The 17,881-nt window shown below is 38.8% G+C and carries 16 protein-coding genes and 1 pseudogene; 3 read left to right on the plus strand and 14 right to left on the minus strand.

What is annotated here, in order from left to right:
* Positions 1-215: 215 nt before the first annotated feature.
* Positions 216-611 (minus strand): annotated as a pseudogene (locus tag Q0612_RS04775) (UDP-N-acetylglucosamine 2-epimerase); the annotation flags it as partial.
* 317 nt (positions 612-928) lie between these two features.
* On the opposite strand from Q0612_RS04775, the gene Q0612_RS04780 reads away from it, so the two are divergent.
* Positions 929-1,837: an Rpn family recombination-promoting nuclease/putative transposase gene (locus Q0612_RS04780; RefSeq protein WP_298881421.1), complete on the plus strand. Its 909-nt coding sequence runs from the start codon at positions 929-931 to the stop codon at positions 1,835-1,837.
* 553 nt (positions 1,838-2,390) lie between these two features.
* On the opposite strand, the gene Q0612_RS04785 is transcribed toward Q0612_RS04780, so the two are convergent.
* The 9 genes from Q0612_RS04785 to rfbB all read right to left on the minus strand — a co-directional run bounded on the left by Q0612_RS04785 (position 2,391) and on the right by rfbB (position 11,761).
* On the minus strand, positions 2,391-2,834 hold the full coding sequence (locus Q0612_RS04785) for a TIR domain-containing protein (protein WP_298881424.1): 444 nt from the start codon (positions 2,832-2,834) through the stop codon (positions 2,391-2,393).
* A gap of 3 nt (positions 2,835-2,837) precedes the next feature.
* Positions 2,838-3,380, minus strand: a complete 543-nt coding sequence (locus Q0612_RS04790; RefSeq protein ID WP_298881427.1) for a hypothetical protein — start codon at positions 3,378-3,380, stop codon at positions 2,838-2,840.
* A gap of 247 nt (positions 3,381-3,627) precedes the next feature.
* Positions 3,628-4,362 (minus strand): Qat anti-phage system TatD family nuclease QatD, encoded by a 735-nt coding sequence (gene qatD / locus Q0612_RS04795; protein ID WP_298881431.1) that lies wholly within the window; start codon positions 4,360-4,362, stop codon positions 3,628-3,630.
* Positions 4,355-5,707 (minus strand): Qat anti-phage system QueC-like protein QatC, encoded by a 1,353-nt coding sequence (gene qatC, locus Q0612_RS04800; protein WP_298881434.1) that lies wholly within the window; start codon positions 5,705-5,707, stop codon positions 4,355-4,357. The genes qatD and qatC overlap by 8 nt, the downstream gene beginning before the upstream one ends.
* On the minus strand, positions 5,704-6,504 hold the full coding sequence (qatB, locus tag Q0612_RS04805; RefSeq protein WP_298881437.1) for a Qat anti-phage system associated protein QatB: 801 nt from the start codon (positions 6,502-6,504) through the stop codon (positions 5,704-5,706). The genes qatC and qatB overlap by 4 nt, the downstream gene beginning before the upstream one ends.
* Positions 6,505-6,516: 12 nt before the next feature.
* Entirely contained in the window at positions 6,517-8,361 is a 1,845-nt protein-coding gene (gene qatA, locus Q0612_RS04810; RefSeq protein ID WP_298881440.1) for a Qat anti-phage system ATPase QatA, read from the minus strand.
* Between the two features lie 769 nt (positions 8,362-9,130).
* A complete protein-coding gene (locus Q0612_RS04815) occupies positions 9,131-9,727 on the minus strand; it encodes a hypothetical protein (RefSeq protein WP_298881443.1) in 597 nt (198 codons plus the stop codon).
* Between the two features lie 45 nt (positions 9,728-9,772).
* Positions 9,773-10,450: a hypothetical protein gene (locus tag Q0612_RS04820; RefSeq protein ID WP_298881445.1), complete on the minus strand. Its 678-nt coding sequence runs from the start codon at positions 10,448-10,450 to the stop codon at positions 9,773-9,775.
* A 291-nt stretch (positions 10,451-10,741) separates the two neighbouring features.
* A complete protein-coding gene (gene rfbB / locus Q0612_RS04825; protein WP_367181694.1) occupies positions 10,742-11,761 on the minus strand; it encodes a dTDP-glucose 4,6-dehydratase in 1,020 nt (339 codons plus the stop codon).
* 280 nt (positions 11,762-12,041) lie between these two features.
* Between rfbB and Q0612_RS04830 the strand changes: the two genes are divergently transcribed.
* Together Q0612_RS04830 and Q0612_RS04835 are read left to right on the plus strand one after the other, a co-directional pair.
* Positions 12,042-12,296 carry a DUF2442 domain-containing protein gene (locus Q0612_RS04830; RefSeq protein ID WP_298881449.1) on the plus strand — a complete coding sequence of 85 codons (255 nt, stop codon included), beginning with the start codon at positions 12,042-12,044 and terminating at the stop codon, positions 12,294-12,296.
* Between the two features lie 52 nt (positions 12,297-12,348).
* Entirely contained in the window at positions 12,349-12,546 is a 198-nt protein-coding gene (locus tag Q0612_RS04835) for a hypothetical protein (RefSeq protein WP_298881451.1), read from the plus strand.
* Between the two features lie 158 nt (positions 12,547-12,704).
* Here the strand turns inward: Q0612_RS04835 and Q0612_RS04840 are convergent, their stop codons facing one another.
* From Q0612_RS04840 to Q0612_RS04855, 4 genes are all read right to left on the minus strand, one after another.
* Positions 12,705-13,940, minus strand: a complete 1,236-nt coding sequence (locus Q0612_RS04840; RefSeq protein WP_298881483.1) for a nucleotide sugar dehydrogenase — start codon at positions 13,938-13,940, stop codon at positions 12,705-12,707.
* A gap of 27 nt (positions 13,941-13,967) precedes the next feature.
* Positions 13,968-15,041, minus strand: a complete 1,074-nt coding sequence (locus Q0612_RS04845; protein ID WP_367181693.1) for an NAD-dependent epimerase/dehydratase family protein — start codon at positions 15,039-15,041, stop codon at positions 13,968-13,970.
* Between the two features lie 220 nt (positions 15,042-15,261).
* Positions 15,262-16,131: a UTP--glucose-1-phosphate uridylyltransferase GalU gene (gene galU, locus Q0612_RS04850; RefSeq protein WP_298881456.1), complete on the minus strand. Its 870-nt coding sequence runs from the start codon at positions 16,129-16,131 to the stop codon at positions 15,262-15,264.
* Between the two features lie 44 nt (positions 16,132-16,175).
* A complete protein-coding gene (locus Q0612_RS04855) occupies positions 16,176-17,855 on the minus strand; it encodes a phospho-sugar mutase (protein ID WP_298881458.1) in 1,680 nt (559 codons plus the stop codon).
* Between the last annotated feature and the right edge of the window lie 26 nt (positions 17,856-17,881).

A 17,881-nucleotide genomic window follows, 5' to 3' on the forward strand; every position in this document is an offset into this window, starting at 1 on the left:
GGCTGAAGGCAAAGCTGAAAGCATCAAAAATCTTATGTCTACAATGAATGTCTCCATTGACCAGGCCATGGATATTTTAAAAACACCGCCCGAAGAACACCAGTACTTCAAGGACCTGTTAGCTAAGGAGCAGTAGGCTCCGCCTGTTCAAAAAGCGCCTGCCGTCCGGCAAGCGCTTTTTCTATTGCAAGATATTTAACTCTAAGTTGCTCCCCTTATCTTTTTCTCCAGACCATCTTATTAACCACACCTGTGTAGCTTTGGATAATCTTCACAACCTTAGTAGATACGTTCTCATCTACATAATCAGGCACCGGCTGTCCGTCATCGCCATCAAGGTTCATCTGCACTGCTGTGTCTACAGCCTGCAGCAGGCTTTTTTCGTCAATGCCTGCGAGCACAAAGCAGCCTTTGTCCAGCGCTTCCGGGCGCTCCGTAGAGGTACGGATGCACAACGCCGGGAACGGATGTCCCACACTGGTGAAGAAGCTGCTTTCCTCCGGCAGTGTACCAGAATCAGATACTACAGCAAAGGCGTTCATCTGCAGGCAGTTGTAATCATGGAAGCCCAACGGCTCATGCTGAATTACGCGCTTGTCCAGTTCAAAGCCACCGGCGCCTACTATAAGAAGTTTTGGTTTCATTAGTTGTCACTTCAGCTATTATTATCAGAATTTTACTTGACTTTATATTATTTCTCCTGTATACTCAACTACAAATGTAACATTTACAACTACATAAGCAGGACCTCTCGACTTACGTTGTTAGTATTAAGCTGCAGTACCTATGGTGCTCGAAGATTCCGAGCGCTATGAGTACTGCGTTTTTGTTTTTTGGCATATTTCTTGCACGCGATATATCCTGACTAACTGTCAGTTTATATATTTTCAAGCACAAATATGTTATAATTAAAGAAAGGAGTTCTTCTATGGGAACCAAAGACACTACTCAAAAGCGTTTAGAAGACTTTGAGGATATCTTTGCGGATATCAGTAACGTTCTTCTCTATGACGGTGAAGACGTTATCAAGGAAAACGAGCTTGAAACCGTCACTGCTAAAGACACCTACACTGTTGAACAGCAAATCCACGAGGTTGAACGCGATGTAGCTAAAAGGTGGCGGCACCACTCTCTGCACATCTCTTTAATCGGCTTGGAGAATCAAACTGATCCTGATTACAAAATGCCGCTACGCGTCATCTGCTATGACGGCGCTTCCTACAGAGCACAGCTTAACGCAGAGGAGTCTAAGAAAACTTATCCTGTAATTACGCTCGTGCTTTACATGGGTACAGAAAAGCACTGGACTGCCCCTAAACAGCTCACCGATTGCTTTAAGTATGATGAAAGACTAAGCAAGTTTATCAGCAATTATAAGATTAACGTTGTAGAGCTTGCCTGGCTAAGTGACGAGCAGATTATGAAGTTCAAAACAGAGTTCCGAAATTTCGTTGAGCTACTGCGTGATACGCGCCTTGGCCGAAAACCGCAATACTCCCCTATCCAGCTCAAGCATGTACATGAGCTCCTACAGCTTATGCGCGTTATGAGTGGCAATGACGAATATGAACAATTATTAAAACAGACAACAAATAATCTTAAGCAGAAGAAACTCAAAGGAGATGAAATCACTATGAAAAAGATTGTATCGCTTGGTTTTGATGAAGCTAGAGCTGAAGCAAGGGCTGCCGGTTTAGCTGAAGGCGAGGCTCAAGAAAAATTTGCTACCGCTAAGCGTATGCTTGCTCTTGGCAAAAGTCTTCAAGACATTATGCTGATTACTGATTTACCCATGAGTAAAATTCAAGAATTGCAGGCTGAAATCAAGTCTGCATAAAATTGTTTAGTTTTAACACCGCCGTGCGCATCAGCGTGCGGCGGTATTTTGTTTATTTACACCCTTTTACTATATTGGCACCATTTCTCTATAAAAGACAAAAAATCAAGTACTTCTATATTGCATATTGCCGATAAATTAGCATGTTGTAATGTTAAAACTCACACGAAAACGGTGTTTTAGCTCCGGCGGTAAGTGTTGTTGTATGTATTCTAAGACATTTAAATTCAGTTCAATAAAAGTGTTTACTACACTTTTAAATGCTACAAAGTTATACGGAACGATGTTCCATGTACCTATTATATATTATTGAGTTGAGGTTTTATATCCGCGTCATATTTGTCGCTTACGCTTACCGAAGTCTAGGTTAGAGTTCCATGTAGTTATCTAGAAAAAAACTGCGCAGCTTGAATGTCTGCGCAGATAATTTGATATTAAATTGTAAGACGTGGTTTTATTTGACGCTTACGTTTGATGCTTACAAATACCCTAAGTAGGTTAGTTATAGTTTAAGTGTTTGTCCATCATATAAGATATGAAGCTTTTTTATTGTTTACCACCATCTATTGGAGCACAACTTGTTCAAAGCTGCTATTATACCTTTCTCATTAAAGGAATAAACAAATTCAGCACTCAGATTTTTTACATCGCTCGGAAGCTTAGAATGTAAATCAAGATAAACACAGACAAGTCCATTGCCTTTCCTATGGTTTACTGCAATTTCGTATGCCTGCCAATTACTGTAACCTATTTCCTTTCGATCAGGATGTAATTCATGAGAATGCGAGCCAATAATAGCAACCATATAATTAGCTTCACCAATTTTTCTACTCAATACATTTTTTACAGTACTTACACTTTCACTTCTAATTTCTTTAGTAGTCATATCGTTAAAGGTAAATTCAAAATCAGGATTGCTATTCCACGCCTTCATAAGATAATAATACTGCTTATCATGCTCAAAATCAAAAGATACACAGACTTTCTTTCTTGCCATTTTTTACACTCCTTTTAGGCAATCATGCAAGTATAAAGATACTTTTTCTACTAAAGGTATTTTTTCCTTGCACCACGTGGTGATACTATCATGTATTTCGAAGAAGTAAAACCAAGTTATAGTAAACACCGCTATAAATATTATAAAATCAAAAACAAAAGATAAAGAACCAACATCCGCCGAATTGTATTCTTTGTATATTTTAATACAATTAATTATTTGAAATAACACAGGAGAAATCATTTTATAAAACAAATCAGTTAAGTTTAATACTATAGGATAATTCTTCTGATAATTTTCTCCCTCCCTATTAAATAAACTATCTTTTCCACATAGAAAATCTATTTCCTTCTCTAGTTTATTTATATAACTATACTGTCGCTCTATGCATAATACTTTTTTAAAATACTCAATAGATATATAAGCAATTAACATCCATACTACAGTCTGTATAATATCATTACTAAACTCTAACGTCATTTTCAGTTGACTATTAATTCCACCTTTTATAATATTGCATACATCAGCTGGTTTCAATGATAGCAAAAAAGACAAGGCTTCTATTAAGCATAATAGCAAATAATATCTATCACGCTTTTTTGAGCTTCCTTATTCAATTTATTAGTTTCTTTGTAATGATCATAATATAGATTCAATATATCCATATTAGCCTTCTACCCTTTCATTCAAATAAACTAGGTATTCTAAAAATCCTATAGCTGATATCTGATTTTGAAGATTTTTTAATGTCAATTATGCTTACTGTTTTCACGGCAGATAAAAGCGATTCCTTTCATATAAGATTTTCGAAAACCGCCCTTTCATTTTTACTGATTACAGATGCCATATCAACACCTTTAATTTCCGAAATATTCTTTTGCAACGATTGCAAATTCTGTCTAAGTGAAGAATAACTAACATATTTAGAACCAAAAGGCGCATCAGTTTCTAACAAAATTTTATTGTTAGGTATAGCACATATAATTTCTCTTCCACTTTTTGTATTTGCCATTCTTTGATTGATAGAAAAGAAACAACCAAGTTCTACCGCTCTTCGAACTTGTGGTATAGAGCCAGTAAACCAATGCATTATATACTTGTTTGATTTTCTTTGACTATACTCTGCAATAACGTCAATAACAGTTGATGCTGCTTTAAGAGAATGTACAGATATTACTTTATTCCCTTCTTTTTCGCACAATTGAATAACTTTATTAAATTGGTTTAACTGCAAGCTCTTTGATTCTAAATAACTATTACTGAAGTCGAGTCCAATTTCACCTATATATCGAGTATGCTTAATTAATTTTTCAAAAAGAATAATATCATCATAACCACTTCCACTGAGTTGTGGATGAAATCCTAAGCCAACACAGATATTAGAAAAATTTTTCAGCATGCTCTTTTCTTTTAGGTATGCCTTTGGGGTAGTTCCAACTGCAAATACTCCTATGTCAACACCTTTCTCAGAATTAAGAAAGCTATTCATTTTATCAAATAAGTCTATATGGCTATGCGCATCAATCATTATCTTCTTTTTTCTCCATCGCGGAAACAAATGAATCTATCTCCAAGAGGCCTCGCTTATATATTTCAGCTAATTCATTAAGATATTTATCGTCATGTTTTAGAGGTCCTGGCTTGTGAATATACAATTTTGCCACGCTTGGATTAGCTTTAACTTTACTAATTGCATACATAAAAGACCTTAGCTGAATACCAATACCCGAATCATTATTCCTTAGAATCTTCTTTATAGATAGTTCGGTATATAAAGTACCATCATTTCCAAATGCTTTATACATAGCAGCTCTTCTTATCAGACATGGTACGCAATAGCCACAATGTTGTGGACTTTTACCTTTCCATCTTGCTTTTCCAGGCGAAGAACAAGAAAAGGATACCTTCATAGTGTCAAATAACACGTCCTTATTATAACACTCTGCTGCCATTTCCCCTTTAGTCTTATTCCAATAGGGATTGTAAACATTAATATCTAACCCTAAACCACTTAATAATTTATTCCACAACTCTAAGTAAAAAGGATGTGTTGTCCTTGTACTAAATGAGCCAACTCTTGTTACTTCTAACGGAACATTTAATGCGATGAAGCCATTTTCGGGAACAAGCAATTGTTTAATATTAGCAGTGCCTGTTATAACAAATATCCCTAAGGCAATAAATAAGAATGATCTGCTTCTTGTATTGCTATCATTTCCACCTTCTGGGATATAATTATCACGAAAACTCAACCATAAATCAATTAACTCCTGCTCTAAATCAGGATACGCTTCCTTCAGCATTGCAAGAATATTCGTCTGTGCTTTTTTTGTCAACCCTTCTCCTGCATGTCCAATCAGCAACATATTATTTCCTTCTGTAAGTAAATTAATAGTACTAATCAAGCTATCCATGCCACCAGAAAAAAGGGAAATTTTATCATATTGATTATTTAAAACTCGTTTGTTTTTGTTGTCACAAAACACCCATTCGCGTTTAACAAAAGTTACATTCCAAATATCACCTGTTAAAAATCTTAACATTTTGTTTATTAGTAGTGCATTTTCAGTCCACTTTGTTAAATTCCAAACAGGAATCTCTAATTCTATTTCTCGTGTCCATGAGTCCTGTCCATGAATCTCTCTGGAAATTCGAGTATCCGCCATATATACAATTGTAGCAAGCGATAAAATATCAAAGCCAATTTCAGATGGAAATATACTATTACATCTCAATTTAGAAACAACGTGTTGTATCCCATAATTTAAATTATCATTGCATAGAAAAGGCACTTTCACTATCAAAGTATTATCAATTTTACTATACATTATTTCCTTTATACTATAATCGCATTTAATTATATACTTGTTCATTCATTTTCTCCAACATCTGCCAAAATATCAAATGTCTTTCTATAAACATCATCAATGATTTCTAATGTTTTATTCTTAGGTAAGTAGTTAATACCAATTCCAGTATCTACCATCGCATCCGATACGGCACCACGTATATATTCTTTAATTTGTATTCCTAAAGCATCTGCTTCTGCATCATCTTTTGGCAATAATATTATTTTATTTCCAATATCATTTATGATTCTACTAAAAACAGTATTAGTCATGGTTATTTCAAGCAGTATGCATATCTGTTCCGGTAATAAATCACTAAATTTGATTGTTGATAATTCCGGGCATTCTTCAATTGCAGAAAAATATGCATCTCTAGCTATTCCTTCGTCCACAGAACCGCCATCTGGACAAATAAAATCTGCAATATAAACAAATACATCATCAGCACTTTTATTAGCTAACTCAAACAATGAAAATTCTTTTTCAATTGCTTCAACACCACCACTGGCATATAGACCTGCTATTTTCAATAATTTAGCGCTACTATATCGTGCTGAACCAAGACGTAACGTTGCTTTCGAGCTGCCTTGCATCGTTTTTCTTACGTAATTGGAAATACTCCTTCTTGCCATTCCCAAATCACGTGATTTTATAAACCTGGTGAATTCACCTCGTGGTATCGTAAAGCGATTTTTGCTTCCAACTGTCAATATAGGTTCTATTCCTACATCTGCTTCTACATTGCTATCAGGTTCTTGTAACCACGAAGGAATCAATGGAGTTTTCCCATTTTGTCCTTTATTATGTGTTGACGTACCCATTGTAACCTCCTATTATTTTACAAGCGCTTTATTATCCAATGTATCCAAATAACTCTGCAACTCATCATATTCTTTACAACCTTTGGGTATGGCTTTATTCCACCCCTGCTTTATCCAAATTCCTACTTGTTTTTTAGGAAGTGCTTTAATAAATTGAATTAACTTTTCTCGTAAAAACTCCTTCTTTTGTACAAGAATTACTAAACCATCTATTCCACTTGGTTTTTTAGACAGATTGCCACTCTCCATAATTTTCTGTTGTATAATATCAAATAATCTTGACGCATCTTCAGCAGAAAGATTCTCTATCTCATCCGCACGTTTTTGTATTGTAAATTCTGAACGCATAAGAATATCTACCATCTCTGCAAGGTCTTCTTTATTAGGTCTTCCAGCAAAATAATCTTTCTTTTCTTTACACACATAGTAGTATGGTCGCAAATCTACATTATCAAGCTTAGGCTCAGAGAGAATCCAATCCTTTGTATACTTTAGTTCGAACCAATTATCATCTAGCTTTATTTTTTCACTTTTATCATTTTGACATTCTTCAATTTGACTTTTAATTTTTGAATATTCTTCCCATACACCACAAGAATTTAAATGCGTTGGTAATTTTTTATAAAATTCATGAGAAAAATACTCTGCCAACATCATTTTAGCTAAAATTTTTATATCTATTTCTTCTGAATATCCACTATTACTTGCTACTTGACATCGCAATAACAACATATTTAAAAATCTTTTTATTTTTCTAGGATTACCATCCGTATGTTTAGATAACAAACCACACACTTGTGTTGCCAATAAAACTTTTTCTTCTACTCGATCGTAACTATCTTCTAAAATTTCTCTAACATTATCTACAGTAAATATCTCGGCTGCCCAAGGTTTCTTTAAACGATTTAATCCTTCTTTACATAAAAGATCATACTTATCATCATTATCCCCAAGTTCAGAACCAACCATAAGTAACATTATATAGTTACACGCCTCAACATCACCTAAAGCTGGAATACGAAAAGGAACTTGTATTAACTTTTCCAAATATCTATCAGCAAAACTATAACCAAAATGATTCTCATTTTCTTCTTGAACATCTGGAAAATGTTTCTTTACTGCATAACGAATCATTGTTTCATCTGCAGCAATAACAAAAGCAGTTTCTCCTGTAAACATAAATAATCTAACAGCTTCCAACGTATCAATTGCTACATCAGGCAAGCAGCGGTCTAAGTCATCAATTAAAACTACCAATTTATCTATCTTCGCCTGCTCTAATAATTTGCTAAAGTTCTTTCTGAATTCTGTAAATTCATTGTTTGCTGATACGTCGCTAAATACCTTAGCATCAGATAAATATCTCCCAATATCATCAACTACACTTGTCACTCCTTCTTCTGACGAACCTTTTTCTTTTAAAGAATTAAATACATCAGACAATAACGCCAATGGAGTCGTGCCACTTGAAATGGCCAAAGCTGTTTTCCCAGCACTTTTAACTAATGACATCCAATTTATATTTTTCCATAGTTTATCTATGGTATCCTTACACTTATTTAGTAAGCCTTGGTTTTTTATAAGTTCAGAAACGATTGCACTCATTAAAGCTACCTTCGAATCTTCAAATCCCTGGTGCTTCCACCCATTAAAACGAATACAGCAATATTTCTTCTCTTCTTTATCAATTATATCGTTAATCATTTCGAGAATACTAGATTTACCAGCACCCCAATCACCATGTATTCCAATAGAAATAGGCTTGCTTTTGCTTTCCTTAATTATTGATACAACAGTCTTAGCTATTGCAACATTGTTCAACAAATCATTTTTAGTCTCATTATCAGATAAAATCATTGTTTCACTCCTTTTAATTACGTGGTATCTTTTGCTAAACCTTTAGAATAATAAAAACCAAAGTATCGTCAAAGCATCCTCATAATTATTATATCACTAACCAACTCAAGATTCTATCTAACAACCTTTTGCGAATTACTCAAACACCTATTGGAATAACCACTTTACTTGCCATGTACTCCGCAAAATGTTATTAGCATATTCCTTCTTTATAGCTTCCTCATCGCCTATAAATCAGTTTTTACGTATAACAGTACATCTACTACAACGCTCCTAAAAAATCACTTAATAACTAGGTACGCGGAAGTGGCCTATTTGCTTTAGAACATTGCTTCCAAATAGCTTTCCTTGTCGATTTCATAACAACAGCTACCTCTATCCTGTATATTTAACACAATCTTCTGTCTATTTGGCTCATGAAAAATCTGGTGGGGGTTTTGGTGATTGCATGTAAAGCTGCATGTATAATGCTGTTCTAATACCAATAGTCTATGAGTAACGCCGTAATAGTCAACCCCCGTAACCACCTCTACCCGCCACGCTACATCCTACCTGAATGATATTCATTATATCACCTCCACTAATACTCAAAGCTAATGCTAAGCTACCAGAAAGAGGTATTGAATATTGAAGGCTAATCATAGAAATTATTGGTAATAAAACACTAAACATCTGGAAATGGGGAATTTCGCTTGCTGAAAATAGGGAATTTATTCGCTCTTTTTGAATGATTTTGGTTAACAAAATATACAAACATTATCTTGCACTTTTATTCATCGCTATCCAATAACCTCTCACGAATAAATTCCAACCCTCTCTCCTCTGTAATTTTATATTCTATAACTCTTGAATCAGTACTTATTCTTCTACCTGTTTGATAAAACTCAACCACAATCTGACTTTCATTATGATTAATCTCGTAATATACTCCGAATTTATATTTATAACTATAGTGGCTTTCATCACAATTCTGTTTTGTCATCTTCCTAAGTCTATTCCTATCCTTTTCCTTATCTTGCTGATTAGCGCTACTTTTTTTCATTTCAAGAACAAGTAAATTATCGGGAGTCTCTTTACCACGACTATGTACTATAATATCCGGCAAAATATTATTAATAAAGCCATCGTCATTAGGTAACTGCTTAATTCCTTTTTTATTCCTATTAAACTCAATATCAGCATAATAGTTATTACAACCGTTTTTCTCCAATTGTTTATTAAGCTCGTGCATTAAAGCACCACACAAGCAGCGTTCAGATAACTCACGCTTCAACAAGCTTGCATGATTTTCTAAGAAGGCTCTATTAGCTTCCCAAAACATCCCTTTTAAAATTTTTAGATTGATTTCTGATTTGGACGTGTCCATGGTTATTTTCCTCATTAGCGCCAGTCTTATCTGGTTATCTCTTTATCATATCAATCCTTCAAACACTCCATCTCTAGGGGCATTCTTTTCACATTCACTTATCCATTTGCCTAATTTGTTAATAGCTACTTGAACCTTTGCTTTAGTCAAGCCTTCTTCTGCTGCTTTATTCCAAAGCCACTCAAAAAAAATATTTATCTGTTTAGGATAGCAAACACTATCATGCTCTAATATTTCATTTAGACCTGGTTTCATCATCTTGTCACATGAACAACTAGCTGCAACTAATCCTTTAATGTCCCATCCTTTATCCGTTCTAGTGATTTCATATTGATCATAATGTCCCCAACGCTTTGTAAATACCTTCATCGTAAATGTCTTTCCTATAGTTCTATCTTTTGGATCGTCATTAGCATGAACGTTTTCTATAAATGCCAACAAATCTTGAACTGGATGCACATGCTCATAAAAGCGTACATCATCAGGTGTACACCCTCGGTTTTCAATCATATACTTATGATGCTTAGGCTCATGACCGCTGTCTTTTAAAGATATATGTAATTCATGAGCTTTTCTAGCCATTTCGTCATAAAGCCTACTAGCATCATCACCAGAAAGTAACTTTTGGTCACTTTCTATGTATTGCCAAATTTGGTTATGGAGGATTTCAAGTTCAGATTTAAGCTTTGTTTGAGATTCCGTTAATTTTAATTTTTTAGGCATAATTACATCTCCAACTCGTATATCTATGTTGGATTTTTATTTTGCATAGTCAATATATTGCAATATATCAACCATACTATTTCTGCAAGACACTCTCATATTCCATAAATTCTACAAGGCGGAATTCATCTAATAACCATGAAAGTGTGTACTTTCATTATATCACTACAATATTTCTTTTACAATCAAACTAGCATAGGTATTATACGTCATCAACGATGTTCCATGCACCTATTATATATTACTGAATTGAGATTTTATATCCGCGTTATATTTGACGCTTGCGTTTTCTTATCTGTTTCCATACATTTTCTCATAATAATTCTGATACTCGCCATTAATGATATCTTTCCACCACTTTTGGTTCTCCAAATACCATTTAATGGTTTTTTTGATGCCATCGGCAAACTTCGTCTCCGGCAGCCAGCCAAGCTCATTATGAATCTTAGTCGGATCAATCGCATAACGCATATCATGACCTTTGCGGTCAGTTACATACGTAATCATGTTCTCTGGTTTGCCAAGCTCCTTGCAAATCAGCTTTACGATATCAATATTGCGCATCTCGTTATGTCCGCCGATATTATATACCTCGCCTACACTGCCTTTATGTATAATCAAGTCAATTGCCTTGCAGTGATCTTCAACATAAAGCCAATCGCGTACATTCAGTCCTTCGCCATATACAGGCAATGGCTTATCTGCCAAAGCGTTGGCAAGCATCAGCGGAATCAGCTTTTCCGGGAACTGATAGGGACCATAGTTATTGCTGCAGCGTGAAATTGATACCGGCAAGCCATATGTTCTGTGATAAGCCATAACGAGTAAATCTGCGCTTGCCTTGGAGCTGCTGTAGGGAGAACTCGGACGAATTAAAGCTTGTTCGGTAAACGGCTTAGCATCCGCCAAAAGCGTTAAATCTCCATACACCTCATCCGTAGATATCTGATGATAACGCCTGATGCCGTATTTACGGCAGGCATCCATCACGGTTGCTGCACCAAGAATGTTCGTCTGCAAGAAAATACCAGGATTTTCAATGCTGCGGTCAACGTGTGATTCCGCTGCAAAATTTACTACTATGTCCGGCTTCTCCTCCTCAAAAAGCCCGTTAACAGCTTCTCTGTCGCAGATATCTGCTTGCACAAAGAGAAAGCCCGGCTTGTCCATTACAGGCTGCAGGGTGGCCAGATTCCCTGCGTAGGTTAGCTTATCAATGCAGATGATGCGATAGTCCGGGTACTTGGCCAGCATGTGAAATATGAAGTTGCTTCCGATAAAACCGGCGCCGCCGGTTACGATGATATTAATAAGAATAACCTCCAAAAACGTTAGCTTTTAGTATAAAACGAATTTTACTTTGTACCTCCCTCAGTTTTTCCAAACATCTATGTATAATTTAATTATAGCACTGCAATATGCTTATTACAATCACACCAGCACTAACACTCTTTCTCCTAACCTACTTTACCTACATCACGCTCATTTTTGTTAAACACCCTATGTTGTATTTTACTGGAGCAAATATTATAATTAATGAAGAACCCTTATACAAAATCGAACCATTACGTTAAAAGGAGTGACCACGCTTATGAAAACGCCAGTATGGGTAGTTACCAACGTACAACCACAAAAGAATTATACGCTGATTTTAACTTTTGTCAGCGGTGAAAAAAAGCTTTTTGATGCTCGCCCACTTCTTGCAAAAGCAATCTACAAACCATTAAACAATCTCAGTTTTTTCCTGACAGCCAAGGCTGATTGCAGTTCTGTGGCCTGGAGCGATGAAATTGATATTGCACCGGAATATTTATATGAGTACAGCATTCCTTTACAGGTTTTTTGAGCTGTTGATTAGATTATCTCACGTAAGATAAACAAAGGAGGGACTCGCAACTATGGATAATTTCAGCAAGCAAATTTATGAGGCTGGCATTAATGACGGAAGAGCTGAAGGCAAGGCTGAAGGCAAAGCTGAAAGCATCAAAAATCTTATGTCTACAATGAATGTCTCCATTGACCAGGCCATGGATATTTTAAAAACACCGCCCGAAGAGCACCAGTACTTCAAGGACCTGTTAGCTAAGGAGCAGTAGGCTCCTGTTCAAAAAGCGCCTGCCATTTGGCAAGCGCTTTTTCTATTGCACGATATTTAAGTATAATTTTCAAATACTAAAGCGATCAAAAACACCGGCATCTGCCGTACCCTCGGTACGGCGGACGTCGGTGTTTTCACGTCTAAGCCTAAGCTTTATTAATCTCTTCTAAACAAATCTCTGGTATATACTTTTTCCTGCACATCATCAAGGCAGCTGTCATAGCGGTTTGCAATAATCGCCTGGCTTTCAGTCTTAAACTTCTCCAGGTCGTTCACCACAACGCTGCCAAAGAAGGTAGTGCCATCTTCCAGCGTAGGTTCGTAAACAATAACCTTCGCGCCTTTAGCCTTAATACGCTTCATTACGCCCTGAATGCTGCTCTGACGGAAGTTGTCGGAGTTGGATTTCATGGTCAGGCGGTATACGCCGATTACAGGCTCCTTGCCTTCCTTCTGGGCATCATATTCAGCATTTGCTTCATAACCACCGGCAATTTCCAGTACGCGCTCAGCGATGAAGTCTTTACGTGTTCTGTTGCTTTCAACAATCGCTTCGATGATGTTTTCCGGTACGTCTGCATAGTTTGCCAGCAGCTGCTTGGTGTCCTTCGGCAGGCAGTAACCACCATAGCCAAAGCTGGGGTTATTATAATGGCTACCAATACGCGGATCAAGGCAAACGCCGTTGATGATTTGCTGGGTATCCAGTCCCTTCATTTCTGCATATGTATCAAGCTCGTTGAAGTAGGAAACGCGCAGTGCCAGATAGGTATTGCTGAACAGCTTAACAGCTTCTGCTTCGGTGAAGCCCATGAACAGGGTGTCGATGTTCTCTTTGATTGCACCCTCCTGCAGCAGGCCAGCAAAGGTATGCGCAGCCTTCACCAGACGCTCGTCCTCCAGGTCGGTGCCCACGATGATGCGGCTCGGGTACAGGTTATCGTACAGCGCTTTGCTTTCACGCAAAAATTCCGGGCTGAAAATAATGTTCTTGCTACCGGTTTTTTCACGGATGCTTTTGGTGTAGCCAACGGGAATGGTGGATTTGATTACCATAATCGCATTGGGGTTGTACTGCATAACCAGCTTGATTACTGTTTCTACAGCACTGGTATCGAAAAAGTTCTTTTTACTGTCGTAGTTGGTCGGTGCAGCGATAATAACAAATTCTGCGTCCTTATAGGCCATTTCTGCATCCAGCGTAGCAACAAGGTTGAGGTCCTTTTCAGCCAGATATTTTTCAATATAATCGTCCTGAATCGGGGATTTTTTGTTGTTGATCAGTTCAACCTTTTCCGGGATAATATCAACGGCCTTTACTTCATTGTGCTGCGCAAGCAGCGTAGCCAGGGAAAGACCAACGTAACCAGTACCGGCAACGGCAATTTTCATGTTCATCATACTCCTTTATTTATATAATCAGCAGTTATAAAATTTCTTGTACCATTCAGCAAATTTGCGCAGACCTTCGCGCAGCGGTGTGCTCGGCTTAAAGCCAAAGTCACGCTCCAACGGCGTTGTATCGGCATAAGTTACAGGCACATCGCCAGGCTGCATGGGTACAAGCTTTTTGTGTGCTTCAAAGTCATAATCAGCAGGCAGTACTCCTGCACGCAGCAGCTCTTCCTGCAGAATGGTCACAAAGTCCAGCAGGTTTTCCGGATGGCTGTTGCCAATGTTATATACCTTATACGGCGGCAGCGGCAGTCCGTCTTCGCCCAGCTTGCGCTCAGGCGGTGCCTGCATTACGCGCTTTACGCCTTCAACGATGTCGTCAACGTAAGTAAAGTCGCGCTTGCAATTGCCGTAGTTAAAGATTTCAATGGTTTTGCCTGCCAGCAGCTTGTTGGTGAAGCCAAAGTAGGCCATGTCCGGGCGGCCTGCAGGACCATATACGGTGAAGAAGCGCAGTCCGGTTGAGGGAATGTTGTACAGTTTGCTGTAGGCATGTGCCAGCAGCTCATTGGATTTTTTGGTGGCAGCGTACAGCGATACAGGGTTATCTACCTTGTCATCGGTGGAATACGGCACTTTTTTGTTGGAGCCATATACGCTGGAGCTGGAAGCATATACAAGATGCTCTACGCCCTTGGCGCCGTTATCGTAGGAGTGACGGCAGGCTTCCAATATGTTGTAAAAGCCAATCAGGTTGCTTTCGATATAGGCATCAGGATTGGTGATGGAATAGCGCACGCCAGCCTGTGCAGCCAGGTTTACTACTATTTCCGGTTGGTAGTCGGCAAAGATTTTATCTATCAGCGCTTTGTCGGCCAGGTTGCCTTTGATGAAGGTCCATTGGGATTCGCTGTGTTCGGCAGCGCTGGCAGCAATCTGCTCCAGACGGTATTCCTTGATGGATACGTCGTAGTAGTCGTTCATGTTGTCCAGACCGATGATCTGCACAGGTGACAGGGAGCGCAGCAGCTCCAGGACGAGGTTGCTGCCAATGAAGCCGGCAGCACCGGTTACTAAGATTGTTTGCATGATATACATATCTCCTTACACGAGCATAATAGTATGCTATGTTATATTATACCACTATTGAATAAAATGTTCTTTAATACTTTGTAAAAAATTACCTGCTATTATTGATGATTTATGGCGCAGTTGATATTTATTTTGTGCTTTACTGTTAATTCAGCAGAAGGTCTTTTTTAAGGATTTCTTGGTTACATATCACTGGCGATGTTTCGCTTTATATGCTAATCTCTGCTTACTCTACAATCCCCTTCAGATATTCCAAGAACTTATCCTTCAAATCCGGTCTGCGCAGCGCATATTCTACCGTTGCTTCCAGATAGCCTTGCTTGTCGCCCACGTCGTAGCGACGACCAACAAAGTCATACGCATACATGGCCTGTTCTTTCGCCAGCACTTTCAATGCATCAGTAAGCTGAATTTCACCACCACGTCCAGGTTCAGTATGCTCCAGGATGGAGAATATCTCTGGTGTGATTACGTAGCGTCCCAGCACTGCCAAACGACTAGGTGCTTCCTCCACTGCAGGCTTTTCTACCATGTCATTTACCTTGAAGATACGCTCCGCTTCCGTTGCTTCGCTTGCTACAATACCATAAGAGGATACCTTCTCCTGCGGTACTGTCTGACAGCCAAGCACGCTTGCTCCAGTGTTGTTATATACATCCATGAGCTGCTTTAAGCAGGGATATTCATCATTATAAACAACGTCATCACCTAAAAGCACTGCAAAGGGTTCATTGCCTACGAAGGATTTGGCACACAGGATGGCGTGTCCCAATCCTTTGGGTTCCTTTTGGCGGATATAGTGCAGATTGATGTTGCCAATGGCTTTGACCATTGCCAGCAGCTCGTCCTTACCATGCTCACGCAGGTTTTGTTCCAGCTCAGGGTTATAGTCAAAGTGGTCTTCGATGGAGCGTTTGTTGTGGCCGGTGATGATTAAGATGTCTTCAATGCCGGAAGCAAGTGCTTCTTCAATGATGTATTGGATTGTGGGTTTGTCTACGATTGGCAGCATTTCCTTGGGGCAGGCTTTTGTTGCGGGCAAAAAGCGGGTGCCTAAGCCTGCAGCAGGGATTACAGCTTTGGTTATTTTTTTCATCTTCAACAGCTCCATTTCTTTTACAATTACTCTTATATCTATTTTTATTTAAGCAGTTCTTTGCTGCTTGCAATCAGGTCTTCAGCAATTTGTTCTGCCTGCGCTTTGCTTTCACCAATGGCGTAAATGTAGGTCTTTAATTTGGGTTCTGTACCGGAAGGACGCACAATCACCGAGCATTTATCTTCCAGTGTGAATTGCAGCATATTTTCTGCAGGCAGGCCGTTGACGCCTCCTGCATAGTCAAGCACAGAGGTTACTTTTTTGCCTGCAAGCTCCGCCACTCCCTGACGCAGGTTGTTCATTATCTGCTGCATTTTTGCCAACCCAGTGCTGCCATCAAATTCGTAGCTACAGGTTAGGTTTATACTATAGCCATGCTTTTTATACAGTTCTGCCAGCTTTTGCAGGATGCTGATGCCCTGTGTTGCATAGTAGCTATACATTTCACAAATCAGGTAAGCAGCATTTACGCCATCTTTATCGCGTACATAAGGTCCGCTTAAATAGCCACAACTTTCTTCAAAGCCAAATATGTAATTGCCTGCCATGCCTTTTTGTTCTAACAGGCCAATTTGCTCACCAATATATTTGAAGCCTGTCAATACGTTGATGGTTCTTACACCATAGCTTTGGGCAATTTGTTCTGCCATTGCTGTTGTTACAACAGTTTTTATCATGACTGCAGCTTCTGGCAGCTGGTGATGCTTGCTTCTTTGGCTACAGATGTAATCTAAGAGGAGTACACCTACCTGGTTGCCTGTCAGAATCTGGTATTCATCGTGCTCATCTCTTACGGCGATGCCTACGCGGTCGCAATCCGGATCGGTTGCCAGCAAGAGGTCAGCGTTGTTGGTTCTGGCGTATTCTATGCCTAATTTCAGTGCTTCAGCAAGCTCAGGATTAGGATATGGGCAGGTTGGGAAGTTACCATCCGGTAGTTTCTGTTCCGGTACTATTTTGATGTTGGTGTAGCCTGCTTCTGCCAATATCTGGGTAACTGGCTTTAGTCCTGTGCCGTTCAACGGTGTATATACTATTGCAGCGTTCTTTTGCACTTCTTCGCCAAACAATACGGATTGCTGCTTTACTTCTTTTAGGAAGGCATTATAGACAGCATCATCTATATAGCTGATTTGTTTGCTGGCAAGTGCGGTTTGAAAGTCTGCTTTTTTTACGTCTTTAAAGATATCCAGCTTATTGATTTCTGCAAGGATGCTGTTGGCTGCTTCTGTAGTTATCTGGCAGCCATCTGCGCCATATACCTTGTAGCCATTGTATTTTGCAGGATTGTGCGATGCTGTTATCATGATGCCTGCAGCGGCCTTTAAATAACGTGTAGCAAAGGATACTGTCGGCACTGGCATCAGCTCAGGCCAGATATGAACCTTGATGCCGTTGGCAGCGAAGACTGCTGCTGTTATTTCAGCAAATTTGCGGCTGTTGTTTCTGCTGTCATAGCCTATTACGACAGCGGGCTGCGTCTGCCTTTGCTTCAGGTAGTTTGCTACTCCCTGCGATGCTCTGGCAACGATATAGCTGTTCATGCGGTTGGTGCCAGCGCCCATTACACCACGCAATCCGGCGGTGCCAAAGGCAAGCTCACAATAGAAGGCGTCTTCTATTTGTGCTTTGTTATTTTGTATTGCAACAAGCTCTTGATGAAGTTCTTGGTTATCTGCAGTATGCTGCAGCCAAATGTTGTATTCTTCGTTTATATTCAATTGCCTTTCAGCTCCTTTTTGTTTCA

The organism is uncultured Phascolarctobacterium sp. (genome assembly GCF_937920985.1).
Classification (GTDB): domain Bacteria; phylum Bacillota; class Negativicutes; order Acidaminococcales; family Acidaminococcaceae; genus Phascolarctobacterium_A.

Coding starts and splice junctions, on each gene's coding strand:
- qatB (WP_298881437.1), bottom strand. CDS start 6,504: ATGGGTACGTCAACACATAATAAAGGACAAAATGGGAAAACTCCATTG.
- Q0612_RS04845 (WP_367181693.1), bottom strand. CDS start 15,041: ATGTATATCATGCAAACAATCTTAGTAACCGGTGCTGCCGGCTTCATT.
- Q0612_RS04840 (WP_298881483.1), bottom strand. CDS start 13,940: ATGAAAATTGCCGTTGCCGGTACTGGTTACGTTGGTCTTTCCCTGGCT.
- Q0612_RS04780 (WP_298881421.1), top strand. CDS start 929: ATGGGAACCAAAGACACTACTCAAAAGCGTTTAGAAGACTTTGAGGAT.
- Q0612_RS04830 (WP_298881449.1), top strand. CDS start 12,042: ATGAAAACGCCAGTATGGGTAGTTACCAACGTACAACCACAAAAGAAT.
- qatA (WP_298881440.1), bottom strand. CDS start 8,361: ATGATTTTATCTGATAATGAGACTAAAAATGATTTGTTGAACAATGTT.
- qatC (WP_298881434.1), bottom strand. CDS start 5,707: ATGAACAAGTATATAATTAAATGCGATTATAGTATAAAGGAAATAATG.
- Q0612_RS04835 (WP_298881451.1), top strand. CDS start 12,349: ATGGATAATTTCAGCAAGCAAATTTATGAGGCTGGCATTAATGACGGA.
- Q0612_RS04820 (WP_298881445.1), bottom strand. CDS start 10,450: ATGCCTAAAAAATTAAAATTAACGGAATCTCAAACAAAGCTTAAATCT.
- Q0612_RS04815 (WP_298881443.1), bottom strand. CDS start 9,727: ATGGACACGTCCAAATCAGAAATCAATCTAAAAATTTTAAAAGGGATG.
- galU (WP_298881456.1), bottom strand. CDS start 16,131: ATGAAAAAAATAACCAAAGCTGTAATCCCTGCTGCAGGCTTAGGCACC.
- Q0612_RS04785 (WP_298881424.1), bottom strand. CDS start 2,834: ATGGCAAGAAAGAAAGTCTGTGTATCTTTTGATTTTGAGCATGATAAG.
- qatD (WP_298881431.1), bottom strand. CDS start 4,362: ATGATTGATGCGCATAGCCATATAGACTTATTTGATAAAATGAATAGC.